Raw genomic sequence first — 24460 nt, 5'->3', positions numbered from 1 at the left:
AATGAAGGGGGCCATGCGATTCTGCATGGCCCTTTTTTTCGCGATGATGTTATTATGTCGCACCCGCAACAAACACTGCCCATTCTGGAGATGATCGTGTCCGAAGAAGAATCTGCCTTCGATACCAGTTACGTCACCATCATGCTGGTCGTCTTCCTGGTGGTGACAGGTCTTGCCATCGATATCGGGTACATGTACGTCAGCGAGGAGGACCTGCAGCATTCCGCAGAGACGGCGGCCCTGACCGGTGCCCAGAGCATCAAGCAGCGCTACCTTTTGCAGGCGCAGACCGACCCGGCGCGACTGCCCGACATCTCCAAGGATCCGATCCAGTCCCAGGCACGGGCCGCCGCGGTGGACCTCGTTACCGGCAAACACGATGCCGCGGCCCTGGTCGGGCTCTTGAACAACAACGGCAATGCCCTCACCGGCGACAACGACATCACCGTCGGTTTCTGGAACATGAGCAGCCGCAGCTACACCCCCGGGGCGACCCCGGTCAACGCCGTCCAGGTCAGGACCAGACGCACCGCCGAAAGCAGTTCGGTAGGCCTTGGTACCCTGGGGACCTTCATCGCCAAGATCAGCGGCACCGAGGACTTTGGCTCCACGCCGGTGGCGACCGCCGCCCTTGTTGCCGGAACCCGCTCCAACATCGCCATCTGCTCCGAGGCGTGCCAGCCCTCGTGCACCTTTCCCCAGATCTGCAGCATCCCCGAGCGCCGCATGAGTCATGCCGCCTGGGACCGCACATCGGGCGTCTCCCTCTCCGGGCGCTACCTCTACACCTCGCTTTTGCATCCGGTCACCATCACCAACTCGATGTCCGACCTGGTCTGCCAGGAGATGCCGGTGCAGGAAGTCTGCGGCCTCCCCATCTTCGCCGCGGCCAGCAACAGCGACGCCGTTTTGCGCGACATCAAGGCGATGATGTACGATCCCCAGGTGGACCGCTCCAACAAGGAGTATGACAAAAGCGGCAAGCTGGTCGGGTGGTGGGTCATCGTCCCCGCTGCCGACTGCTCCTCGTTCCTCCCCGGCGAAAGCTATCAGCAGCACGTCGTGACCAGGTACTCCCTGGTGCGCATCAGCAGGATCTGCACCAGCGGCGCTGCCGGGTGCAGCAAGTCCTCGGGCCAGGCCGATCTCCCTGCCGCCTCCTGCACCCCGGGAGCGGACGGGCTCTACATCGACCGGATTTCCTGCGTCGGCTGCGACAGCCAGGCGCGGAAGCTCCTGCCGGGGCTGCGCCCGGTGCTGGTGGACTAGCGGTGTCGGCGCAGGGGATGCCGGACAGCCAGCGCTGCCAGGGACCGGTTCCGCCGGAGCTGCAACAGGCCATCGAGGAGTTCAACCTGCGGGAGTGGTTTGCATGCCACGAGACGCTCGAGGAACTCTGGGTGGGCACGAGTGGGGAGCTGCGGGACTTCTACCAAGGGCTTTTGCAGGTCGCGGTGGCGCTGTACCACTGGCGTAACGGCAATTTCAAGGGAGCGGAAGGGCTGCTGCAACGGGGCCCCGATCTCCTGAGACGGGTCCCGGATATCTGCCTGGGCGTGGACGTCGCCCGAGTGGTGGCGGAGGCGGGTGCCCTGCGTGAGGCGCTCCTCGCGCTGGGGGAGGAGCGCATGGCCGAACTGGACCAGGCCCTGATCCCGAAAGTGCACCGCCCCCAACCGTGAATTCGGCAGCATCTCGACACTGAAAAAGCCGCCCCCCGGAATGGGAGGCGGCTTTTTTTATTTGGGGCACAGCGACTACTTGAGCAGGGTGACCTTGCCGTCGTCGAGGTCGTACCTGGCGGCGACGATCTTGATCTTGCCTTCCTTGACCTCCTCGGCCAGGATTTTCGATTTCTTGGGAAGTGCGGCGGCAACGGCCTTGGCGTTGATCTCGACGGCGCACTCCACGATCTCCTCCTTAGCCTTCCCCTTACAGGTCGCCTTGGCCTTCTTGGCGGCAGGAGCGATCTCCTTCACGATGGCGCCGATGTTCCCTTCCGCCTTGCCCCCGGCGACGGTTGCGGTGACCGCGCCGCAGCGCTCGTGCCCCAGCACCATGATGAGCGAGCTCTTCAGGTGTTCGGCGGCGTATTCCACACTCCCCAGGACCAGCGGGTCGGCCACGTTGCCGGCAACGCGCACCACGAAGACCTCACCCAGCGCCTGGTCGAAGATGATCTCGGGGGGGACGCGGGAGTCGGAGCAGGAGAGGATGATGGCGTAGGGATGCTGTTCCTTGGCCAGCTTGCCACGGGCGGTGGCATCGCACAGCGCAGATGCCGACAGTTTGCTGTCGACGTAGCGGGCGTTGCCATCCATCAGTTTCTGAAGGGCCTGGTCCGCCGTGATGCCGCTCGCTGCGCCGGAAGCGAAAGCGATGCCGACCGTTGCGGCGAGGGCTGCTGCCACTACTGCGATCCTGCGTGCTAGCTTGCTGCTCTTCATAGTTTCCTCCTTTTAATGTAGCCCGGGGGGCGATGGTGCTTCTTTCCTCATCGGCGAGGAACCGCGGGTCATGAGGGAAAAGCCGCCTCATTCTACATGAAAAGAAATATTATGCCAGCCTAATCTGGGCTGGCCTGCTGCGAGTTGGGGAGGGGGAAGGTTGACAACCGTCGGCGCTTCAGGCAGATTGGGCGGACGTAACGACACGGGAAAAGCGGAGTAAGTGATGTTTTTGTTGAAACTATTGGGTATCGGGGTGCTGGTCACGGTGGGAATCGCCATGATCGCCTTTTTGGAAGAGAAGCTGGTGAGCGGGCCGCGCCGGCGCCAGATCGCCGAAAGGGCGCGCCAGAAGCTGGCCGGCAGCGGCAAAGGGGACGGGCAAAGGGAGTAGCCTTCCGGTCACATCCCCTTGCCGAAATAGATCCCGGCGGCCACGGCGCAGAGCACCACGAAGGAGAACAGGGCGAAGTGCCAGTCGCGTTCCTTGACGAAGATGACCGCGGCGGCAACGACGCGCAGGACCGGGGTGCCGAGCAGCACCAGCAGCCCCGCGGTGATCAGCTTGGGAGCGAGCCCGGTATGACCGAGCACCATGAGGGCGATCCCGACGGCGAGGAGCGCCGCAGCCACCAAAGACCCCAACCTTAGCAGCCGCGCCAGCACCAGTTCGATAGGGTGCTCGGCCTTTTCCTCCGGCTCGATTGCTACCACCATTTCACCCCCTTGTAGATCATCTCGATGGCCGTGTAGGCCAGGATCGGCATGAAGAACAGCCTGATCTTGCTGGCCGGCATGCGCATCATCAGGCGCGCCCCCAGGATGGCGCCGAGCAGCACCCCGAGCACCACCGGCCCCGCCACCAGCGGTTTCACGTCGCCGCGCGCGAAGTACACCACTGCCCCCGAGGCCGCCGTCACCCCGATCATGAAATTGGAGGTGGCGCTGGACGCCTTGAAGGGCATCCCCATCACCTGGTCCATGGCCGGCACCTTGAAGATTCCCGCACCGATCCCCAAAAGACCCGCAGCCGCCCCCGAGAAGTACATGATGATCAGCCCCGGCAGCGTCCGGGTCACCTGGTACTCCACCCGGCGCCCCAGCGCCTTGTCGTAGTAGGAACCGCCCAGTTTCAACGTCCTGGAGATGGCATCGGGAACCACCTCGGGTCTGGAATGCTCCTTCCTGGTGCGGAACATGTTGTAGGCGGAATAGGCGAGCAGCAGGCCGAACAGGATGAACAGGACGCGCTGGTTTACCATGGCTGCCACCAGGGCGCCGGTCAGGGCCCCCGTCGAGGTTCCCATCTCCAGCCATATCGCCACACGGGTGTTGGTGAGGCGGTCTCTCAGGAAGGCCACTGCGGCGCCGGTCGAGGTGGCGATGATGCAGACGGTCGAGGCTGCCACCGCAGTGCGCATGGGCATTCCGAAACCAAGGGTGAGGGCGGGGACGATGATGATGCCGCCCCCCAGGCCGAGGATCGCCCCGACCACGCCGGCCGCGATTCCTATCGCGAAAATCGTTATGAAGGTAATAACCACGCATATCCTCCGCCCCGGCGCCCTGCCGGATCATTTCGACCGGGACAATCTACCTTTTCTACGCCCGCTTTACAAATAAATAAAGGGTAATAAATCTAGGGTTCCGGCCCGCTTTGCGTGCCCGGCGGCGGGAGGGCGCGCGGGCGTCGAGGCGACGGCGTACGCACCACTCGATGCACAAGTATTAGGCGGCTCTGCCCTTTCTGGGTCAGGCGCATTTCGCCGGTCCGGAGCGCGTTTTATTGTAACGGCCCGCAATATTAGCGGTTTTGTCGCGAGCCGGCAATCTGGCACAGCTTCTGCTAAAAGGATGGCCAGGTAACGAAGCACAACGAAGTGCACGGGACCGCTAGGTACGACAGGCAAAGGCGCCTCTCCACGACGGGTGAGAGGCGCCTTTTTTTATGCAATCCAGTGAAAGGGGGAGGTTCGGTCGTAAAGGCAGGCAGGCTCAGAGAAATATTCGCAGCACCAATACAGTGAGAACTACATTACAAAGGAGTAAGGACATGAAAAGAACCATCAAGAGCATCATCATGGCAACGGCGCTGACCATCGCAACCAGCGGGATCGCAATGGCGACCCCTTCCACCCAGATCTGGATCCCCTCCACCGACATCCAGGGCTTCAAGAGTGTGCACCTCGGTATCGACAACTACACCCGCACCTCCAACAACTCCAGTGTAGGCAACGTCTACGACCTCGGGGTAACCGCCGGGGTGCTTCCCTTCGATAAGATCCAGGCCGAGGTCGGCGTGGACTACATCACCAGCGGCTCCAACGGCTACGACAGCAGGCCGATCTACTTCAACGCCAAGGTCGGCACCCCGGAAGGGTCGCTCTTCGAGCTCTCCCCGGCCCTGGCCGTCGGCGGCTACGGCTTCGGCACCAACGGCGACAAGAACAGCGCCTTCCGTACCGATCAGAACATCGTGTATGGTCTCGCCGCCAAGACCCTCCCGGTCATCGGCCGTCTCTCCGCCGGTTACTACTTCGGCAACGACAAGGTGATCGGGCCCAAGGATGACGGTGTGCTCCTCTCCTGGGACCGCACCATGAGCGAGATTTCCGACAAGCTCTGGCTGGCCGCCGACTACCAGGGTGGCAAGAACACCGTCGGCGCCTTCAGCTTCGGTGCTTCCTGGGCCTTCTCCAAGAACGTCTCCGTGATTCTCGGCTACGACATCTACAACGACCAGCAGCTTGCCGGCAAGAACACCTTCACCACCCAGGTGGACATCAACTTCCCGTAATAGCGGCTTAACGCACGGATGAACGGGACGGGGGAGGAGCGTGAGGCGCCTCCCCCGTTTTTTTAGGCCGGCTCCGTTCCAGCCATGGCGCGACATTTTTGCCTTGATCAAACTTTTTCCTAAAAAAGGGTTGACGTCGCCGGAAGGGCTGTGGTACAAGTTGGGACTCAATGACGCGGGGTGGAGCAGTCTGGTAGCTCGTCGGGCTCATAACCCGAAGGTCACAGGTTCAAATCCTGTCCCCGCAACCAAAAGAAAATCAGGGACTTGCACATCGTTGCAAGTCCCTTTTTTCATGCCTGTACCCTTTTTTGTACCCCGTCCGCGGGAAAGGGGTTTCTGGCCTGCACAATAGGACTTGCGGAGGATTTTTTTATGGCAAGTCTGAAGAAGCGGGGCAGGGCCTACTACGCCCAGTATTACGACAACGGCAAACAGAAGAGGGTGAACCTGCACACGGAGTCCCTCCAGGTCGCGAAGGAGAAACTGCGCCAGATCGAGTCGGCTCAGTTCCGCGAAGAGGAGATTCCCCTTACCACCAAAACCCCCATCGGCGACATCCTCGAGAAGTACATCAAGTACAAAAGCGGGCACAGCAGGGACAAGAACATCCCTAAGATAAACACCTACCTGCGCGGTGCCTTCGGTCCGGTATGCGAAGCGTTGCAGGTTCGCAACCAGGCCATCGCGCAAAAGGCCGTGAAGCGTCCGAGTGCCGGCTCTGCCTCTATCATCTCCATCTCCCACATCGAGCATCTCAGCGCCGAAGTCCTGTCCACATTGTGGATCGGCTTCGAATTTTAACCCAGTATCGGCGTCCAAGGGTGACCCACCCCCTGTGAAATATTGAGGCTTTACAGATTGAGGGGGTGGGTCTCAAGATGCCGATGGTGGGTTAAAGTTGGATGCCGATCGACAGTATAGTGCTCTGCGGCCTTGTCAAATGCAGCCCCGAGCTCCAAACCGTACAACCATCTTGAATAACAATACAATCTCCATACACGCTATCCGCTAGCCAGATCTACAATCCTGCTACGCCCTCTCACTATTTCTTCCAAATCTTCGCCCGGCAGCATGTAGAGCAAACTAGAAGAGTTATAATCTGTCCAAGGCCCACGGTTTGCCCATAGGCGCCAATAGTGATGCTGTTGCAGGGAGGTCAGTTGCCCCCTTCGACAAGGCTCAGGGCGAGCGGGTCTTGGGTTGAACGAGATTGAAAATCCCTTTGTGCTAAGCTTGTCGAGGCAATGAATGACCATTGATTGCGAGGCCACCAATTGTAGGCCCTCGGTAGATTCAACGCGTGAACCGGATCACCTTATTCTGACATTTGGTCCGCTAATCACCCAGGACTCAGGGGAGAATTCAACATGCTCACACCTGACGACAACACGGATTCCGCCTTCTGGCAATGTCCCATCCCAGTGCTTTTGGAACAGTTGGCCGCAAGCCCGCAGGGGTTGACCAGCACGGAGGCGGCTTCACGCCTGCCCCAATTCGGCCCCAACCTTATCCACGGTGAGCGTAAAAAGGCACTGGTCCTGCAATTCATCACCAAATTCAAGAACCCCCTGGTCATCATCCTCCTTACGGCCAGCGCGCTCTCCGCCTTCACCGGTGACACTACGAGCTTCTTCATCATCGGCACCATTGTCCTCATCAGTGTGACTCTGGATTTCGTCCAGGAATACCAGGCTGGCCAGGCTGCAGAACGACTGCGCCAGTCGGTGGCAGTGCGAGGGCAGGTGCTTAGGGATGGCAAGTTCCTGGAGATTCCGCTCGCGGAGATGGTACCAGGAGACGTGGCGCTTCTTGCTGCCGGCGACCTGGTTCCCTGCGACGGCCGGGTACTGGAGGCAAAGGACTTCTTCGTAAACCAGGCTCTTTTGACCGGAGAAGCTTTCCCTGTGGAGAAATCACCAGCGGAATTACCGGAGGAGACTCAGGTTCTTGCAGCGGGCAACACCGTTCTTCTGGGGACATCAGTGGTGAGCGGTACGGCCCAGGTGCTGGTCTGCCGTACCGGACAGCGCACGGAACTGGGCGAGATCGCCGACACGCTTTTGGCCAAGGCGCCCCCCACCGCCTTTGAAGAGGGGACCCACCGCTTCGGTCTGCTCATCATGCGCATGACGGTGCTCCTCGTCCTGTTCGTCCTGCTGGTCAACGCCTTCTTTCACCGCCCCTGGCTGGAATCGTTCCTCTTCGCCGTGGCCCTGGCTGTGGGACTTACCCCTGAACTGCTCCCCATGGTGGTCTCCGTTACCCTTTCGCGGGGAGCGCTGCGCATGGCGACAAAGAAGGTCATCGTCAAACGGTTGGCCTCTATCCACAACCTGGGGAGCATGGACGTCTTCTGCACCGACAAGACCGGCACCCTCACCGAGGCCCGAATCCATCTGGAACGCCACCTGAATCCACTGGGGCAGGACAGCCTGCGGGTCCTGGAGCTGGCCTATTACAACAGCTATTACGAGACCGGCCTGAAGAGCACCCTGGATGACGCCATCCTGGAGCACACCGAGATCGACGCGAGCGGTTGGAAGAAGATAGACGAGGTACCTTTCGACTTCGAGCGTCGCCGGATTTCGGTTCTCCTCGACAACGGCACGGAGAGGCTCCTGGTCGTCAAGGGCGCCCCAGAGGATATCCTTCGGTTGTCGGTGAGCTTTGCAGCTGACGGGGAGGCGCAGGCGCAGCCACTCGGCGAGGCGGCGCGGCTTGCCATTAACGGGCAATTCGAGGCCCTGAGCCGGGAGGGCTTCCGGGTGCTGGGCATTGCCTCGCGAAAGGTGGGGAAGGACCATCCTCATGCCGTGGTGGGCGATGAATCGGAACTGGTCTTCGCCGGATTCGCAGCATTTCTCGACCCGCCAAAGGCCAGCGCCAAACTAGCCCTGGCGGGCCTTGCCGCGGATCGGGTCGAGGTCAAGATCATCACCGGTGACAATGAACTGGTTACCCAGCATATCTTCGAGGAACTAGGGCTCCCCGTGACGGGGGTGCTGACCGGGGCTGATATCCAGCAATTGGATGATCCGGCACTCGCGGCACGGGCGGAGCAGGTGAATCTTTTCTGCCGCGTGGCACCAGCCCAGAAAAACCGGGTCATCCTCGCGCTCAAGAGGCGCGGTCATGTGGTGGGGTATCTTGGTGACGGCATCAACGACGCCCCATCGCTGCATTCCGCCGATGTGGGCATTTCAGTGGACAGCGCTGTGGACGTGGCGAAAGCCGCAGCAGACATGATCCTTCTGGAGCAGGACCTGGGGGTCCTCCACGCCGGTGTCCTGGAAGGAAGGCGCACCTTCGGCAACATAATGAAGTACATCATGATGGGCACCAGTTCCAATTTCGGCAACATGTTCTCGATGGCCGGGGCCTCGCTCGTTCTCCCCTTTCTTCCCATGCTGCCGGTGCAAATCCTGCTCAATAACCTCCTTTACGACGTGTCTGAACTTCCCATTCCGCTGGACCGCGTAGATGACGATTACCTGAGCCATCCACGGCACTGGGACATGAACTTCATTCGCAACTTCATGCTGGTTATCGGCCCGGTCAGCTCGGTTTTCGACTTTCTCACCTTCTATGTGATGCTGACGTTCTTCCATGCCGGAGAGGCGCTCTTCCATACCGGTTGGTTCATCGAGTCCATGGCCACGCAGGTGCTGGTCATCTTCATCATCCGCACCCGTCAAAGCCCCTTCAAGAGCCGCCCTAACCCGTGGCTGATCGCCTGTTCGCTGACCGTCGTGGCAGGGGCCGCGCTGCTGCCATTTGCCCCTATCGGCAGGCATCTCGGTTTTGTGGCGCCGCCGGCGTTCTTTTTCCTGATGCTGACAGCCTTGCTGCTGGCCTATCTCGTGGCTGTGGAAGGGATGAAGAGGTGGTTCTTCCGCCGCTTTGCTGCGGAGTAAAACACGTTCGTCTTCCCGCTGATACAAAGGCATAGAGCAGAGAGTAGGGCTGGGCACAGAGTTCATGGAAGGAGGAAATCATGAAGTTCGCCATTATCATGCTGAGCATCATATTCATAACCGATATCGGAACCTGTCTGGGTGTCGATCAATTAATTTGCGATACCGGTAGCACAACCTATCATGCGAACGGTCAATTGAAGGCATGCACACTGAAGGATGATTTCGCTAGCAATGGGATTAAATGCAAACAATATGCACCAATCAGTTTTTATGAAACCGGGAAGCTCGAAAGCTGCGTAGCAAGCGACTTTTTCATCTATGGATCCATCATTTGCAACCAGTACTCACAAGTCAGCTTCTACCCATCGGGCAAATTGAAAACCTGCGATCTTTCCCAGACGATACAGATCGACGGCAAGACCTGCGCGCAATACGAACCAATTTTTCTCCAGGAAAATGGCAAGCTGAAGTCCTGCAGCACGCCGCACTGATCGCGAGATAGGAGATTCGACGCTCTTTAGGGAGGCTGTGAAAGGGCTTATATCCCGGCAATATTTCACCCTGTTTGGGCCGAAAACCCTTGTGGCCCCGAATTACGCGAAAACCAGGACCCGAAAATAATGTCCGAGGGACGGCACCGATGAGCAAACACAAAAGAGTCAGCAGCCCCATTTACACTCTATTCCCAACAGAGATAGAGGGGTTCGATTCCCTGGGAGAACTGGCGCTCAATATGCGCTGGTCTTGGAACCACGCGGCCGACGAAGTATGGGCGCAACTCGACCCGGGACTCTGGGACCTCACCCACAACCCTTGGGTCGTTCTGCAAACCGTTTCGCGGGACCGGCTCAAGCAAGCCTTGGACGATCCGGCCTTTCGCGGGAAGGTTGCCGACCTGGTGGAAACCAAGCGTCACGAGGCGGAGGTGCCAGCCTGGTTCCAGCAGAGGCACCCGCGTAGTCCCTTGACCTTGGTCGCCTATTTCAGCATGGAGTTCATGCTGAGCGAAGCACTTCCCATTTATTGCGGGGGGCTCGGCAACGTGGCCGGCGACCAACTCAAAGCGGCTAGCGATCTGGGCGTACCGGTGGTCGGCGTGGGGCTCCTCTACCAACAAGGTTATTTCCGGCAAGTGATCGACCGGCACGGCTCGCAGCAGGCCCTCTTTCCGTACAACGACCCCGGACAGTTGCCGGTCATGCCCGTGCGTGAACCCAGTGGGGAGTGGTTGCGGCTTGAGATCGTGTTGCCAGGGTACTCGCTTTGGGTGCGTGCCTGGCAGGTCCAGGTTGGGAGAGTGAAGCTTTACCTCCTCGACAGTAATGATGCCGCGAATTTCCCAGCCTACCGGGGGGTAACCAGCGAGCTTTACGGCGGCGGGCCAGAACAGCGTCTGAGGCAGGAAATGGTTCTTGGAATCGGCGGCTGGCGTCTGCTCCAGACACTGGGCGTCAATCCCGAGGTCTGCCACCTGAACGAAGGGCATGCAGCCTTGGCGGTGCTGGAGCGGGCACGCAGCTTCATGTCAGCGACAGGGCAAACGTTCGAAGTCGCCCTAGCCGTTACCCGGGCAGGCAACCTCTTCACTACTCATACGCCGGTAGCTGATGGATTTGACCGATTTGCCCCACAGCTCATCGAGCATTACCTCGGCGATTATGCCAGGAACAGTCTCGGCATCCCCGCCAGCCATCTGCTGTGCCTCGGCCGGTTCAACCCCGACGATGCCTCAGAACTTTTCAACATGGCCTACCTGGCTGTTCGAGGGAGTGGAGCGGTAAACGGGGTGAGCCGTCTACACGGGAACGTGAGTCGGGGCATCTTTAAGTCTCTCTTCCCGCACTGGCCCGAGGTGGAAGTACCGGTGGGCCATGTGACCAACGGCGTCCATATGCCAAGCTGGGATTCGGCAGAGGCCGACGTCATCTGGACCGAATACTGTGGGAAGGAGCGCTGGCTGGGGATGACGGAGCCCATGGAGGGGAAGATCCGCTGTGCTCCCGACGACAAGCTCTGGCAGTTCCGTGCCGACGCCCGCAAGGCCCTCGTCGGCTACATCCGCGAACGGCTGTCCAAGCAGCTGGCCGCTTCAGCCGCAGCACCGGAGGAGATCATGAGCGCGCAGCATATTTTCGATACCAACGCATTGACGCTGGGGTCCGCGCACCGCTTTGCAACCTACAAACGACCGAACCTGCTGCTGCACGACCCTGAAAGGCTCCTGCGCATCCTCACCGACCCGAGACGCCCGGTGCAGCTCATCATCGCCGGCAAGGCAGATCCAGCCGACCAGGCGGGACAGGCCATGATTGAGCAATGGACACGTTTCATCCGGCGCCCCGATGCGAGCCGGCACGTCATCTTCCTCAGTGATTACGACATGCTGCTGACCGAACACCTTGTACAGGGGGTGGATGTCTGGATCAACACACCTCGACGACCTTGGGAGGCGTGCGGAACGAGCGGCATGAAGGTGCTGGTCAATGGTGGACTAAACCTTTCGGAACTCGACGGCTGGTGGGCTGAAGCCTACACTCCTGAAATGGGGTGGGCGCTGGGCGACGGCGCAGAACACGGCTGTGACCCCGACTGGGATGCAACTGAGGCCGAGGCGCTCTACACACTTCTCGAACAGGATGTGATCCCAGAGTTTTACAGCCGGGACCGAAACGGCATTCCTCCCGCATGGGTAGCGCGCATACGCGAGAGTATGGCCCGCCTGACGACCCGATTCTCCAGTAACCGTACTGTACGACAGTATGCCGAGAGCTACTATATTCCAGCCGCTGCGGCCTACCGCGAGCGCGCCGCGGATAATGGAGAAGCGGGCGTAGCAATAGTGAACTGGCTGAAGGCAGTAAAACGGGAGTGGGGTAATCTGCGTTTCGGCGTTGACAAGGTTGTGACGAAAGGGAACCTGCATACGTTCGAGGTTCAGCTCTATCTCAACGGGCTCGACCCTAATGCGGTAAAGGTTGAGCTGTATGCTGACGGAGTCAATGGCGGCGACCCTGTTTGCAAGGAGATGACGCGCGGCCCTAGACTGGTTGGCGCGGAAAACGGTTATCTCTATGGTGTACAGGTCGCTGCGTCAAGACCAGCCATGGACTACACGGCGCGTGTGATACCGTACCGCGCAGGCACCGCGGTACCTCTAGAAGCCGCTCATATTCTGTGGCAACGATGAGTGGGGGGGACACAGCTTTCCGGAGGAAGTGATACATGGATGACTATCTAGTACGCATTCTTACTAAAGCGGGAACCTTCCGGGGACTGGCCTGCGTCTCGACAGGGGTAGTGGCTGAGGCTGCAAGGAGGCACGGCACGCTCCCCACGGCCACGGCGGCCCTGGGACGGGCGCTAACCGGAGGGGCGCTCATGGGGGCGCTCCTTAAGACCGACCAGCGGGTGGCACTGAAGTTCGAAGGGAACGGCCCCCTCGGCAAGATTCTCATCGAGGCCCTGAGCACCGGAGCCGTGGCAGGTACCGTCGGCAACCCGGCCGTGGACCTTCCTCTACTCGATGGAAGGCCAGACGTGGCCGGCGCTCTTGGCCGTACCGGGCTGCTTACCGTCACCAAGGACCTGCGGTTGAAGCAGCCTTACCAGGGGACGGTACGGCTCACCTCCAGTGAAATTGGCGAAGATCTGGCGATGTACCTCACCGAATCGGAACAGGTCCCCTCTGCAGTCAGGCTCGACGTCTTCGTGGAACAGGACGGCACGGTCGGCGCGGCGGGCGGATTTCTGATACAGTCGCTCCCCCCCCAGGACGAGACGGCCATCCATCTTCTCTGGGAACGAATCGGTAACCTCTCCTCGCTCTCAGACCACTTTTGTCGCGGCGGCACCCCAGAACAGCTGCTGGACGTCCTCTTCGTCGGGATCCCTTTCGAGACCTTTGAAAAACGCGTGATCTCCTTCCAGTGCACCTGTAGCAGGGAAAAATGTGAGCAGGCGCTTTTGACTCAGGGAAAGGATGCCCTTCGGGCGATGGCTGATCGCGAGGGCGGGGGGACGGTTACCTGCGCCTTCTGCAGGGAGGTTCGGAACTTCAGCCAGGAAGAGATGGGAAGCCTCGTTGATGCACTGTCGGAGCCTGTCGCGCCCCCCCCCGCACCAAGCGACGAGTCGGGGAAAACCGCTGTGCTGGATATTCGGAGAACTTTAGAGATCAACAAAAATACCTGATTGCTTTCGATGCGACCGTGGACGGTCACGAGATACTATCTCGTTCCTTGCCGTATCGACATTCTCTGCCCATGTGACCAGGGGATGTCGGCGGTGGGCGTATTCTCGCGGCCAATGAACCCTGAGCCTAGATACCTTGGCAACGGCCCTGTAGGAAGAGGAGACGCTAGACGCTGCCCGTAAATGAGACCTCGCAACGGTACGAACTCCCCGACGACCGGAGGAGAATACTCACCGGGATTCGGGACGTGAAATAATCTGATAGAAATGAGTGCCGTCGGCGGCTTAAAGGTTTTTCAACGTGCCCTCCATTGCCCCCAAAAAACGGGGAGACGGATTTCGGATGATCATCAAAATTCGAAACCGCTCCACAGTGGTTTCCGCCGGCGAATTGATAATAAGCCTCTGGTAGCTATAATCTGAGCGTCAGTTACTATTGTGTAGCGGTAGCACTTTGGGGAATCTTAGTTTAAACAGGCTACATCGGCAGTGATTTGAAAGCCGAGTTCCTGATGGTGACTTGCAGAGATGAAGTTACCGCATACCGCAAGGGGGGCATTATGCCAACCGGTTGGTTTGCGAAGTGGATGTGGACACCGCCGGCAAACGTATATTCGCACAGCCGCGGCAAACTTGGGGAAAGGTTCACCTGATGAGCCATACCTGTTTCCCGGGAACGGTGCTGCGACCATGGCAATTCTGGGCGTACTGCCCATCACAAGTTCCGGGGCGCCACGTGCGGCAGCGCCTGAGAGTGATTCTAAGAAAGTAACTACACGTATCATTCTGCTAACATTGTCAAAGGAGATTCTCAATGTTTGAACTTTCACAAGAAGCAAAGATGATAATAGCTTCAAACTTAACCGTAGCTGCAACGATCAGAGATGCGGCCATTACGGCTAAAGGCGACCCTCAATCTAGCGAATCCGGCGATTCAAAAGATTTAGTGACTCAGATGTTTGCAGCAATTTTAACCAATCTAGAGAAGCAATCTCTTGGTAGGGAACATGAGCGCTGAGACGATTCCGTGTAAAATTATATTAGCCTATACTTTCACATAAATATTGATAGTTAATTTTATATCGCATGTAGTACCAGTGGAAGGTGCCGACAAATGATAACATCAATACTGATCGTCGATAATGATGAAATAACAAGGGATCTGATTTGTCGTCTCATTTCCTTTCGTATACCAAATGCAGTCATACATGCTACCTCTAAATTCGAATCTGCGCTTGAATTATGTAAAACACTCAGAATAGATATAGTCATTACAGCAACATCGATGCAACCTACCAGCAGCAATGACATGCTTGACAGTATCAGAAGAATCGAGAACAACCCGATTAAGATTATTATAATGACTAGCTCCGGCCAAAAGGATGAGTTAGACAGGATGTCCGGTATAGAAAACTCTTACATAATTGGCAAACCGATAAACATCGAGGAACTGATCACTTTGGTCAATGATAAGATAGTTGAGGTGGAAAGAGAGCGTTTAGGAAGATCGCGTTCAGGCACTTGATCTTATCCCTACTATGAACAAACGACAGCATTTATGTGTATTCCTCAACCTTGCCTTCGTGTTCCTGCTGCAGGTACTGCGCAGTTTCCAACGTAACCAGGGGCTCCTGTTATCCGGCGCCGTCGCCTACTATACGTTGTTGTCGATTGTCCCCATGTCTATACTCGCCCTCGTTGTGCTGACGCATTTTATCGAAGAGCAGCGGTTGATTCACACCATGGCAACGTACCTTGAAATGGTAATCCCCGGTTACGCGGCGACTTTGACCGAACAGGTGCGGATTTTCCTTAAGGACCGCAAGGTAATCGGCATGGTCGGTTTCACCGTCATGTTGTTTTTCAGCTCCCTTGCCTTTTCCATGTTTAGAAACGCCATGTCGGTGATTTTTTCCCAAAGTGTCAGGATTAAGCGTCGTAACGTCATCATTTCCGTTATTATTCCCTACCTGTTCATTTTCCTGATGGGACTGGGTATCGTGCTCGTGTCGTATATTGTTGGCGCCATCGAGACCCTGGAAAGCAGGCATCTTGAGATACTTGGCAGGAATTTTAACCTTGGAGGAACCGCCGTTGTGGTTTTGTACATCCTGGGGATCGTTGGCGAGGTGCTTTTACTCACCGCCCTCTATCTGGTCATGCCCATGGTGCGGGTCAGGTTTCGTCACGCGATAATCGGCGGGCTAATCACGGCCATTTTATGGGAGATCACTCGACGGGTGTTGGTCTGGTATTACGCCTCTATATCCATGGTAAACATCATATACGGCTCCATAGCCCTAACGGTGGTGGCCCTTCTCAGTATGGAGGCTGTTGCGCTGATTCTGCTGTTGGGAGCCCAGGTTATTGCCGAACTTGAACGCAAATCCGACGCATCGGCCGGAGAAGTACCACCAGAATTTGAGACATGATCTAGACACATTTACACCTCTTTTGTTGCCCACGTCCACCGGGACTGCGGAACCGACTGGACGGCAACACTGGTTGCTCTGAGTTCTGGGTTTGATAAGCACTGGCTGAAATATGGCAGGCTCTCGGAGGGGAAAATGAAGGTTCTGCTCGTCTACCCTAAGTACCCAGATACCTATTGGAGTTTCAGCTATGCAATGCCGTTTATCGGGAAAAAAGCCGCGTTTCCTCCCCTGGGTCTTCTTACTGTTGCGGCGCTTACCCCTGACAGCTGGGAAGTGAGGCTGATCGATCTTAACGTCGAGCGGCTTTCTGATAATGACCTGCAGTGGGCCGATTACGTATTTCTCGGTGCCATGACGGTCCAGAGGGAGTCCGTAAGGGAAGTCTTGAGCCGATGCAGCTCTCTAAGGATCAAGACCGTCGGGGGAGGCCCGCTTTTCTCGACATGCCATGATGAGTTTCCCGAGGTGGACCATTTGGTGCTCGGTGAGGCCGAGGTCACATTGCCGCGTTTTCTGGAAGACCTCGAAAAAAAAAGCCAGCAGCGGATTTACCTCCCCGGCAACCGCCCCGACATTGCTCGCACGCCGATCCCGCGATGGGCGCTGATCGACATGCACAAGTACGCCTCCATGAATGTACAGTATTCCCGGGGATGTCCTTTCGATTGCGAGTTTTGCGACATCACTGCACTGTTCGGTCACAACCCGAGAACCAAAACTCCGGAACAGGTCATAGCCGAGCTCGATGCGCTCTACTCCAGGGGGTGGCGCGGAGGGGTTTTCTTCGTTGACGACAACTTCATTGGCGATAAACGAAAGCTGATAAATGAAGTTCTTCCGGCGATGATTTCCTGGATGAAGGCGCATGGATACCCGTTCTTCTTCTATACCGAGGCTTCCATCAATCTTGCGGACGACCCGCGTCTCCTCGAATTGATGGTCACCGCCGGTTTTCAGGAGGTCTTCATCGGCATCGAAAGCCCGGAACCGGATTCTCTGAGGGAAACGGGCAAACTGCAGAACCACAACCGCGATCTCCTAGCCTCGGTGCGCTATATCCAACAGGCGGGGCTTCAGGTGCAGGGAGGCTTCATCGTGGGTTTCGACAGTGACTCACCTGAAATCTTCGACAAACAGCTCCACTTCATACAGAAAAGCGGCATCGTTACGGCCATGGTGGGAATACTGATGGTCCTGCGTGGTACCAAGTTGCATAGCCGGCTCGCCAGCGAGGGAAGGATCATCAGTACTGCCAATGGCAACAACACCGATACCGCCCTCACTTTTACCCCGAAGATGAGCCCACAGGTGCTGATAGCAGGTTATCAGCGACTGGTGAGGACCATTTATTCGCCGGATTATTTCTACGATCGCATGATGACTTTTCTGAAAGAGTACCGGCTTTCGGGACCATCCCTGTTTTCCACGCTACAGTGGCGTGATGTCAGGGCATTTTTCCGATCCGTGCTTTTTCTGGGGATTCTGGGTAAGGAGCGGCTGCACTATTGGAAGGTTTTTTTCTGGACGCTCCTCAGGAAACCACGACTACTCCCGTTGACCATAACGCTGGCAATCTATGGTTTTCATTTCCGTACCGTTTCCGACCAGATCTGCTCCCCACCCACCGATGAGTGCCGCTAAGGCAAGGATCCTGGGAGCACGCGGGGACGCGTCGGCTGATGCAGTTCGAGCCACATGGCGCACCTCATGATCGCGCGTGACGGAGCCGAGACGTTTCGCTTTCCTTGGATTAAGTTTCGATCCTCGGTGAGATCGTTCTTTGCGCACAAAACGCCTTGGCTTTCAGCTCCGAATCGGTACTCGATATTATGCCGTTCCCTAACCACCTCAAGCTGGAACTCAGCTGCAATGAGAGTGGGAAACCGCTCGCTGCTTATCTTGCATGGTCATCGATTGGAGGCTGGAACACCAGGCGGGTGTAGGCTTGCTACTTCCGTGGCCAGCCTTTGAAACCGACGATTACCGCCAGGGAGAGGCAGAAAACAACGCTCAACCCTGCCGACACGAAAGAAACAGCGAACGCGGCAAGATACATGAACGGCCCGAAGCTGAATTGTCTGGTGATCTGATCAATGTGCTGAGGGTCCACGCTTCGCCCCCCCCCGAGCAACCTTCCATTTTTTGAGGCGTAGTGCCACAACCCCTTGAATGCTATTGCTATCCCGAAGAAGGTGCCGGAAAAGACCGCACCGGCAACCTTCGCTTCAGGGTGAAGAAGGTATTCCGCCACCAAGGCGGTCGGAAACGGCAGGAAGGTGACCAGCAACAGCACCAAACCGTTCAAGTACAGGAACGTGTGATCGCTTCTCTGGACGAAGGTGAAAATCCGGTGATGGTTCACCCACTTGGCGAGGACCGTGACAAAGCTCGTCACGAAGGCAAGGTAGTGGGGCCACAGCGCCAGCAAGGCAGAACTCAGGCTCTGATCGGCACCGAGTTCCGAAGCATTTGGCACTTTGATGGTCAAGACCAGCAGTGTTATGGCGATGGCGAAAACCCCGTCGCTGAACGCCTCAATGCGTCCTGTTTCCTTTCTTGCAAAGCTCTTGACCATGGCTCTCTGCTGCCGGCAAGACGTTGCCACTGGAGCAATCGCTCAGGGCTTGCTTCTCAGCCGGGACAGGAGATTACTCACGAATTCTTCACGTTCCAAAAGTCCTAAGTGCCATGCCCGGTTGTCGGTGCCTACTCTCTCAGTTTTTAGGTTGGAGAGGGATGACTCGAGTATTTCGATCAGAATGCCCGCCTCTTTTTCAGTCAACTCAATCCTGGTCATATCACTAGCCTCCCTTTTTATATCGAAGCCGCTTCTCCAGCTTTCAGGTTCTCTGACAGAGAGTCGGTAAGGTGATCGATTCCTGGCCTTCATTCGGAGATACAACCCGCTGTTTTACCGACTCGTGTTGTCATCATTATAACTGCCATGAAACGTGTTACAATTAACAAATACGGAACAAGAGCGGTAAGCGGATAGAAAAGCATTGCTCGCTGCCCCGAAAATCGAAGCCAGCGCAACCTTCCCCAGGGGCATGAGCCACTGAAGGAAAGGGGAAGTGACCATTCTCACCAAAATCTCTTGTCAAAACGAAAAGATGAAACTACCTACAGGTCGGTTCTTCGGACCGAGGTTTCGACACCTTCGAGGTTTGCAATTATCCCGCCGGTCGAGGATTTTCAAAAATGGCAAAGACCTATACGTTCACCACCAAACATTACCCGGCAAATGATCTCCTTGCCCTTGATTTGCAGGGTCACCTGGATGAAATGGCAAAGCTCGGATGGGAGATGGTAAGCACCGAACGACTCAGAACTTCCTTTCCCCTCCGCCGCATAAGCTAAGCTAGTTTTGTACAAAATGCACTTTGACTGTTATAATCTGACCGTAACTCAAAGCTCACGCACTGCCCGACTGACACAGACTTTACTTTCAACAACTCTTGTATGCGGGCAATCCATATTGATCGGGGTGAGCCGATGAATGCTCCTGCAAACTTGCCCCGGTCGCTGGTCCGCATTCCATGCCTATTTTGAGTGGAAAACCGGCCTATGTTGCACAAAAAGTACACTATTCTCGTGGCTGATGACGACCCAAATGATCGGCTGCTGATGGAACGAGCTTTCAAGGCCAGCCTTGTAAAGGCAGAGCTTCGACTAGTGACATGCGGAGAAGAAGCAATTGCATACCTTAAAGGTGAAGGAGTGTTCGACGACCGTTCAAACTATCAGTACCCATCATTCCTTCTCACTGACTTGAAAATGTTTCCCGGTGACGGGTTTTCGATTCTCGCCTTTCTGCAAAGTACGCCAGACTCTGCAATCATTCCCACCATCGTACTTTCATCGTCAAATGACTCGGATGACATAAAAAGAGCTTACATGCTTGGAGCAAGCGCCTATATTGTCAAACCGCAGGACCCCAAGGAATTGATTGAATTCCTAAAGGCAATCGCCGCTTTCTGGCTGATCTGTGAAGTGCCTGAGGTGGATGAGGCCGGCCGACGAGTGTCGACAAAAAGTCAAGGGAAATTGGGCGAAAGGTTCACTTGACGACAGCAACGGCGCGCTTGGCCCCCCCCCCCCCGGAACCGCCATCGCGCAAATAGTTTACCTTTCGCAACACTTTCGCAGGTTGTGCTGGATCTTGCTTCGACTCCATGCATTTCGTCGGACGGAAACCGCAAGGCGGAGCAGTGCTAATGGTCTGATTTTATAGGTTTTGTTGTTTTTTATAGTCGCGGTTGCGCCACAAGCCAACTGGTTCGAACCCCGTGTCCTGTCATTTTGTTGACATTCGATGCAAACCTTCTCTGTACCCTTTGTTGTACCCTAAAGTCTTGCAAACATGGGTAACATGTGATACATGAGTATTCGTCTACGGGTTTTCAACCGTCCGTTATTTTAGCAAGTTGCTGATTTTCTTGAAGTGGGTTCAGGGGGCTTGGTTGCTCTCATAACCCGAAGGTCACAGGTTCAAATCCTGTCCCCGCAACCAAAACATCACAAAGGGATCTGCCACTGGCGGATCCCTTTGTTGTTGCTCTGTACCCCTGGCGGCACCGCCCGGAGGGGGCCCATACGTCGGCGGCTGCAGGTTGGGCTCCAGGCGAGGCAGATATGCTATCCAGACAAACGAAAGAAACCCCGCCTCGGAGAGAGAGGCGGGGTCAGGTGGGCCACCTCCGTGCGGAGGTGGCCTTTTTTCATGCCGGGCGCAACGCCCGGGTTAGTCGTCGTAGCGCTCTTTGTGCTTGAGCCGGAGCTCGCTGAGGGTCGCCTTGCGGTAGATGACGTTGCGGGTGACCGTGCTGCTGTTGCCCGCGGCGTCGGTGGCGGTCACGGTGATCACGTAGGTGCCGTTTTTCAGGAACCGGAGCTGCTGCTTGAAGACGCCGGTGCTGTCGACCTTGGGCTTGTAGGTGCGGCCGCTCATCTTCACGAGGACCGTGGCTTTGCCGACCGTGTCGGCCACGGTGCCGGTCACAACGATGCTGTTCTTGCTGGTGGTGATGTCCTGCGCCGGGTAGGTCACCGCCATGGTGAGGACGCCGGCCGGGGTGTAGGTCACGGTCCGCTTGGCGCTGGTGACGTTGCCGGCCAGGTCGGTTGCGGTGACGGTGATGGTGTTGACGCCGGCTACCAGGTTGACGGTGGCGGTGAAGGTGTTGCCGTTGATGGCGGCCGAGGTCTGGTTGCCGCCGTTGTCGGTCACGGTGACGGTGGAGCTTTCATCGATGGTCCCGGTCACGGTGATGTAGGACTGGGCCGAGTCGCTGTTGTCGCCGGGGGCGGTGATGGCGAGCACCGGCGCGGTGGGGTCGAAGGTGATGGTGCGGACGACGCTCTGGGCGTTGCCGGCCTGGTCCACGGCCACCACGGTGATCACGTTGGCGCCGGGCACCAGGGTGACGGCGGCGCTGAAGGAGCCGTCGGGGTTCACGATGACGGCCTGGCCGTTGATGGTGAGCGACTGCAGCCCGCCGGCGTCGGTCGCGCTGCCGCTTATGTTGAGGGTCACCTTGTTGGTGTAGGAGCCGTCGGCCAGGGTCGAGACGACCAGGGTCGGGTTGGTGGTGTCGGCGGTCGGCGCGGGGATGGTAACGGTCACGCTCGCGCTCTTGCCGATCGAAACGTTTCCTGCCGCGTCCTTGGCGAATGCGTAGAAGGTATTGCTCCCTTCCACCGCGGTGACCACCGCCGGGGGAGTCATGCTCCAGCCCATGGCTGAGGCCGAAGGTGCGGCGGAGCTGGTGCTGACGAGATAACCGGTGACGGCGACGTTATCGGTGGCGGTGAAGGCGGTGACCGGTACGGTCAGGGTGGTCGCGGTAGCCGGCAGGGTGAAGGTGCCCACGACGGGGGCGGTGGTGTCGGGGAGGGTGACGGTGACGCTGGCGCTCTTGCCGGCGGAGACGTTGCCGGCGGCATCTTTGGCGAAGGCGTAGAAGGTGTTGCTCCCGGCGACCGCGGTGACGCTTGCCGGAGCGGTGGCGCTCCACCCGGCGGCGGAGGCGGCCGGTGCTGCCGAGCTGGTGCTGACGAGATAACCGGTGACGGCGACGTTATCGGTGGCGGTGAAGGCGGTGACCGGTACGGTCAGGGTGGTCGCGGTGGCCGGCAGGGTGAAGGTCCCCACGACGGGCGCGGTGGTGTCGGGGAGGGTGACGGTGACGCTGGCGCTCTTGCCGGCGGAGACGTTGCCGGCGGCATCCTTGGCAAAGGCGTAGAAGGTGTTGCTCCCGGCGACCGCGGTGACGCTTGCCGGAGCGGTGGCGCTCCACCCGGCGGCGGAGGCAGCCGGTGCTGCCGAGTTGGTGCTGACGAGATAACCGGTGACGGCGACGTTGTCGGTGGCGGTGAAGGCGGTGACCGGTACGGTCAGGCTGGTCGCGGTGGCCGGCAGGGTGAAGGTGCCCACGACCGGAGCGGTGGTGTCGGGGAGGGTGACGGTGACGCTGGCGCTCTTGCCGGCGGAGACGTTGCCGGCGGCATCCTTGGCGAAGGCGTAGAAGGTGTTGCTCCCGGCGACCGCGGTGACGCTTGCCGGAGCGGTGGCGCTCCACCCGGCGGCGGAGGCAGCCGGTGCTGCCGAGCTGGTGCTGACGAGATAACCGGTGACGGCGACGTTGTCGGTGGCGGTGAAGGCGGTGACCGGTACGGTCAGGCTGGTCGCGGTGGCCGGCAGGGTGAAGGTGCCCACGACGGGCGCGGTGGTGTCGGCGGCGGGAGCCGCGGCCACCGTGAAGGAGTTGGTGCTGACGATCTCGTAGCCGTGGTTGGGGTTGTTGGCGTCGGGGAGCCAGCTGCCGAAAGCGGCCCCGGCGATGTCGTACTGGTTGCCGTACCACCCCACCTGCCAGGTGTAGGTCCCCCCCGCGGCCGGCGCCGGTGCGGTCAGGACGGCAGGGAGGGTGGTCGAGCTTCCCATGCCGCTGGCGGTGCCGCTGGAGATTGCCAACTGGGCGCCGCTTTGGTCGAGCAGCACGGCGCGCACCCAACCGGTGCGGTAGCCGCCGGCTATGGTGACGGATACGGTTTCACCTGGAGCGTAGGAGGTCTTGTTGGTGGTGCCGGTCACGTTGATGGTGTTCTTGGTGCTGGTGGCGTGGGTGCCGTGGGCGTGACAGCCGTTGCAGGTGGAGGTAGTGGTATGGCAGTTCACGCACCCCATGGCCGTATAGTAGGACGACTGCGCCTGCGCCTCGTTGCGCCAGAGCTGAAAGGACAGCAGGGACAGTGCGAAGACGAACAACACCAGTAACCTTCCTTGATTCTTCTGAGTCATGCGAGCTCCTTTGTTTGTAAGAACTTGTGTGTTTTTTTGAGAGACTGCGTTTTCCTCATACAGCTTCGGACATCCGGAGTGTGCATCTCCTCCTTTAGCGTTGCCTGCCGCTACCTGGTGGCGTGGGCTCAGGCTGTAACTCCGGAAGCATAAGGACTGCGACTGCATGGTACAGGTTTGGTTCGGGCACGAAAAAAGCCGGGCGCGAACATCGTGAAGATATTTCGGCGACCCGGCTGTCTCAGTGAGACCCTTAGGCTTTCCGTCCCACCCTCGCGGGTGGTTTAGTATTGTCGTGTATCGGTGTCTTGACTCCGCAGAGAAGCTGCGGATATGTGGTCTGCGTTGGCGTTACGGCAAGGATATCCTCCGAACACGCGCGCAAAAAAGCCGGGCGCGAGTATCGTGAGTGATATTTCGGCGACCCGGCTGTCTGCGTGAGACCCTTAGGCTTTCCGTCCCACCCTCGCGGGTGGTTTAGTATTATCGTGTACCACAAGTTGTATAGATGCTGAATCGGATATATCTCATCACGACAAAAATGGTCAACAAGAAAAAAACGGCAACAATCAGCTATATGCGAAAAAAGAGGATCTGTCTCAGGAGGTCCGTAGTGCCGGCTGAGGTCGTAGTAATGAGGAAAAAACGGTGGGGACAGGGGGGCGGTGAGCCAGGGCGTGGTCGATGTAACTTGGCGAATACATAAAGCGGTTCGCTAATGAGAGCGTCACGCGTCTGCTGTGAAAGTTTCTTTCAAATTCATACAGTTGTAGGCACTGGTTGTAACAGTATTCTTATGAGATAACCACGAAAAGGTTACATCGGGATTTTAGAAAAATAATTGTCGGAGGCGAGCTAGAGGGGTAGGGAGGTCTTGCTCACCACGGTGCGCAGGGCGAAGGAGGACTGCACCCGCAACACACCGGGCAGGCCGGTCAGCTTGTTGTGCAGGCGCAGGTAGTCGTCGGTGTCCTTGACGATCACCCGCAAGAGGTAGTCGACGTCGCCGGACATGAGGTAGCACTCCATCACCTCGGGCACGGTCGTGATCGCCTCCTCGAAGCTGGACAGCTTCTCCCGCTGCTGACCGTCGAGGGTGACGCGCACGAAGACGTTGCCCGGCTTGCCGATCGCCCCCTGGTCCACCAGCATCACGTAACGATCTATGATGCCGCTTTGCTCCAGGTTGCGTACCCGGCGCAGGCAGGCCGATTCGGAGAGGCCGACCAGTTCGGCGAGTTGCACGTTGGAGAGCCTGCCGTCCTTTTGCAGCTCGGTCAGAATGGCTCGATCAATCTTGTCTACGGTTCCTGGCGCAAGATCCTTCATATTCGCTCCTTACCCTTGAAATATTCTGCGAAAAAATA

At 57.9% G+C, this 24460-nt stretch carries 20 protein-coding genes, 1 tRNA gene, 1 pseudogene and 2 riboswitches; of the genes and pseudogenes, 15 read left to right on the top strand and 7 right to left on the bottom strand.

All coding sequences use genetic code 11. The annotated features are described in order from the left end of the window. Nucleotides 1-90 precede the first annotated feature (90 nt). Nucleotides 91-1269 (top strand): pilus assembly protein TadG-related protein, encoded by a 1179-nt coding sequence (locus tag KP004_RS14660; RefSeq protein WP_216799244.1) that lies wholly within the window; start codon nucleotides 91-93, stop codon nucleotides 1267-1269. A gap of 2 nt (nucleotides 1270-1271) precedes the next feature. Then, nucleotides 1272-1682, top strand: coding sequence for a DUF309 domain-containing protein (locus KP004_RS14655; protein WP_367620736.1), 411 nt, complete (start codon nucleotides 1272-1274; stop codon nucleotides 1680-1682). A 75-nt stretch (nucleotides 1683-1757) separates the two neighbouring features. On the opposite strand, the gene KP004_RS14650 is transcribed toward KP004_RS14655, so the two are convergent. Continuing rightward, complete coding sequence (locus KP004_RS14650; protein ID WP_216799243.1) at nucleotides 1758-2447, bottom strand: carbonic anhydrase; 690 nt, start codon at nucleotides 2445-2447, stop codon at nucleotides 1758-1760. Nucleotides 2448-2673: 226 nt separating this feature from the next. On the opposite strand from KP004_RS14650, the gene KP004_RS14645 reads away from it, so the two are divergent. Next, complete coding sequence (locus KP004_RS14645) at nucleotides 2674-2841, top strand: hypothetical protein (RefSeq protein WP_216799242.1); 168 nt, start codon at nucleotides 2674-2676, stop codon at nucleotides 2839-2841. Between the two features lie 8 nt (nucleotides 2842-2849). Here KP004_RS14645 and KP004_RS14640 read toward each other — a convergent pair whose 3' ends face one another. Together KP004_RS14640 and KP004_RS14635 are read right to left on the bottom strand one after the other, a co-directional pair. Next, nucleotides 2850-3164 (bottom strand): DUF1634 domain-containing protein, encoded by a 315-nt coding sequence (locus tag KP004_RS14640; RefSeq protein WP_216799241.1) that lies wholly within the window; start codon nucleotides 3162-3164, stop codon nucleotides 2850-2852. After that, nucleotides 3155-3991 (bottom strand): sulfite exporter TauE/SafE family protein, encoded by an 837-nt coding sequence (locus KP004_RS14635; protein ID WP_216799240.1) that lies wholly within the window; start codon nucleotides 3989-3991, stop codon nucleotides 3155-3157. Before KP004_RS14635 ends, KP004_RS14640 begins: the two co-directional genes overlap by 10 nt. Nucleotides 3992-4500: 509 nt before the next feature. Between KP004_RS14635 and KP004_RS14630 the strand changes: the two genes are divergently transcribed. From KP004_RS14630 to KP004_RS14580, 11 genes and pseudogenes are all read left to right on the top strand, one after another. Beyond that, nucleotides 4501-5244 (top strand): SRPBCC family protein, encoded by a 744-nt coding sequence (locus KP004_RS14630; protein ID WP_216799239.1) that lies wholly within the window; start codon nucleotides 4501-4503, stop codon nucleotides 5242-5244. 174 nt (nucleotides 5245-5418) lie between these two features. Then, a tRNA-Met gene (locus tag KP004_RS14625) sits at nucleotides 5419-5495 on the top strand. A 124-nt stretch (nucleotides 5496-5619) separates the two neighbouring features. Beyond that, a complete protein-coding gene (locus tag KP004_RS14620; protein ID WP_216799238.1) occupies nucleotides 5620-6048 on the top strand; it encodes a hypothetical protein in 429 nt (142 codons plus the stop codon). Between the two features lie 566 nt (nucleotides 6049-6614). Beyond that, complete coding sequence (mgtA, locus tag KP004_RS14615) at nucleotides 6615-9161, top strand: magnesium-translocating P-type ATPase (RefSeq protein ID WP_216799237.1); 2547 nt, start codon at nucleotides 6615-6617, stop codon at nucleotides 9159-9161. Nucleotides 9162-9241: 80 nt separating this feature from the next. Then, the gene (locus tag KP004_RS14610; protein ID WP_199390509.1) at nucleotides 9242-9655 is read left to right on the top strand and encodes a hypothetical protein; all 414 of its coding nucleotides are present in this window, start codon (nucleotides 9242-9244) and stop codon (nucleotides 9653-9655) included. A gap of 149 nt (nucleotides 9656-9804) precedes the next feature. Beyond that, nucleotides 9805-12351, top strand: a complete 2547-nt coding sequence (gene glgP / locus KP004_RS14605) for an alpha-glucan family phosphorylase (RefSeq protein WP_216799236.1) — start codon at nucleotides 9805-9807, stop codon at nucleotides 12349-12351. A 35-nt stretch (nucleotides 12352-12386) separates the two neighbouring features. Beyond that, nucleotides 12387-13259 (top strand): annotated as a pseudogene (gene hslO / locus KP004_RS14600) (Hsp33 family molecular chaperone HslO); the annotation flags it as partial. A 910-nt stretch (nucleotides 13260-14169) separates the two neighbouring features. Continuing rightward, nucleotides 14170-14373 (top strand): hypothetical protein, encoded by a 204-nt coding sequence (locus KP004_RS14595; protein ID WP_129126930.1) that lies wholly within the window; start codon nucleotides 14170-14172, stop codon nucleotides 14371-14373. A gap of 96 nt (nucleotides 14374-14469) precedes the next feature. Beyond that, on the top strand, nucleotides 14470-14880 hold the full coding sequence (locus KP004_RS21505) for a response regulator (RefSeq protein ID WP_129126931.1): 411 nt from the start codon (nucleotides 14470-14472) through the stop codon (nucleotides 14878-14880). Nucleotides 14881-14893: 13 nt separating this feature from the next. Continuing rightward, nucleotides 14894-15787: a YihY/virulence factor BrkB family protein gene (locus tag KP004_RS14585; RefSeq protein ID WP_129126932.1), complete on the top strand. Its 894-nt coding sequence runs from the start codon at nucleotides 14894-14896 to the stop codon at nucleotides 15785-15787. A 135-nt stretch (nucleotides 15788-15922) separates the two neighbouring features. After that, complete coding sequence (locus KP004_RS14580; RefSeq protein WP_129126933.1) at nucleotides 15923-17431, top strand: B12-binding domain-containing radical SAM protein; 1509 nt, start codon at nucleotides 15923-15925, stop codon at nucleotides 17429-17431. 307 nt (nucleotides 17432-17738) lie between these two features. Here the strand turns inward: KP004_RS14580 and KP004_RS14575 are convergent, their stop codons facing one another. Next, entirely contained in the window at nucleotides 17739-18365 is a 627-nt protein-coding gene (locus KP004_RS14575) for a TMEM175 family protein (RefSeq protein WP_129126934.1), read from the bottom strand. A gap of 42 nt (nucleotides 18366-18407) precedes the next feature. Further along, nucleotides 18408-18587 carry a hypothetical protein gene (locus KP004_RS14570; RefSeq protein WP_129126935.1) on the bottom strand — a complete coding sequence of 60 codons (180 nt, stop codon included), beginning with the start codon at nucleotides 18585-18587 and terminating at the stop codon, nucleotides 18408-18410. 770 nt (nucleotides 18588-19357) lie between these two features. On the opposite strand from KP004_RS14570, the gene KP004_RS14565 reads away from it, so the two are divergent. After that, nucleotides 19358-19858 (top strand): response regulator, encoded by a 501-nt coding sequence (locus tag KP004_RS14565; RefSeq protein WP_199390507.1) that lies wholly within the window; start codon nucleotides 19358-19360, stop codon nucleotides 19856-19858. Between the two features lie 676 nt (nucleotides 19859-20534). On the opposite strand, the gene KP004_RS21325 is transcribed toward KP004_RS14565, so the two are convergent. After that, nucleotides 20535-23093 (bottom strand): Ig-like domain-containing protein, encoded by a 2559-nt coding sequence (locus KP004_RS21325; protein ID WP_216799234.1) that lies wholly within the window; start codon nucleotides 23091-23093, stop codon nucleotides 20535-20537. 223 nt (nucleotides 23094-23316) lie between these two features. Further along, nucleotides 23317-23392, bottom strand: a riboswitch (cyclic di-GMP riboswitch). 117 nt (nucleotides 23393-23509) lie between these two features. Beyond that, a riboswitch (cyclic di-GMP riboswitch) is annotated at nucleotides 23510-23585 on the bottom strand. 363 nt (nucleotides 23586-23948) lie between these two features. Continuing rightward, nucleotides 23949-24422: an Lrp/AsnC family transcriptional regulator gene (locus tag KP004_RS14555; RefSeq protein WP_216799233.1), complete on the bottom strand. Its 474-nt coding sequence runs from the start codon at nucleotides 24420-24422 to the stop codon at nucleotides 23949-23951. Between the last annotated feature and the right edge of the window lie 38 nt (nucleotides 24423-24460).

Source organism: Geomonas oryzisoli, from assembly GCF_018986915.1.
GTDB lineage: Bacteria > Desulfobacterota > Desulfuromonadia > Geobacterales > Geobacteraceae > Geomonas > Geomonas oryzisoli.
Note: the sequence above shows the minus strand (reverse complement) of the source record. Positions and strands in the feature narration are given on the sequence as shown.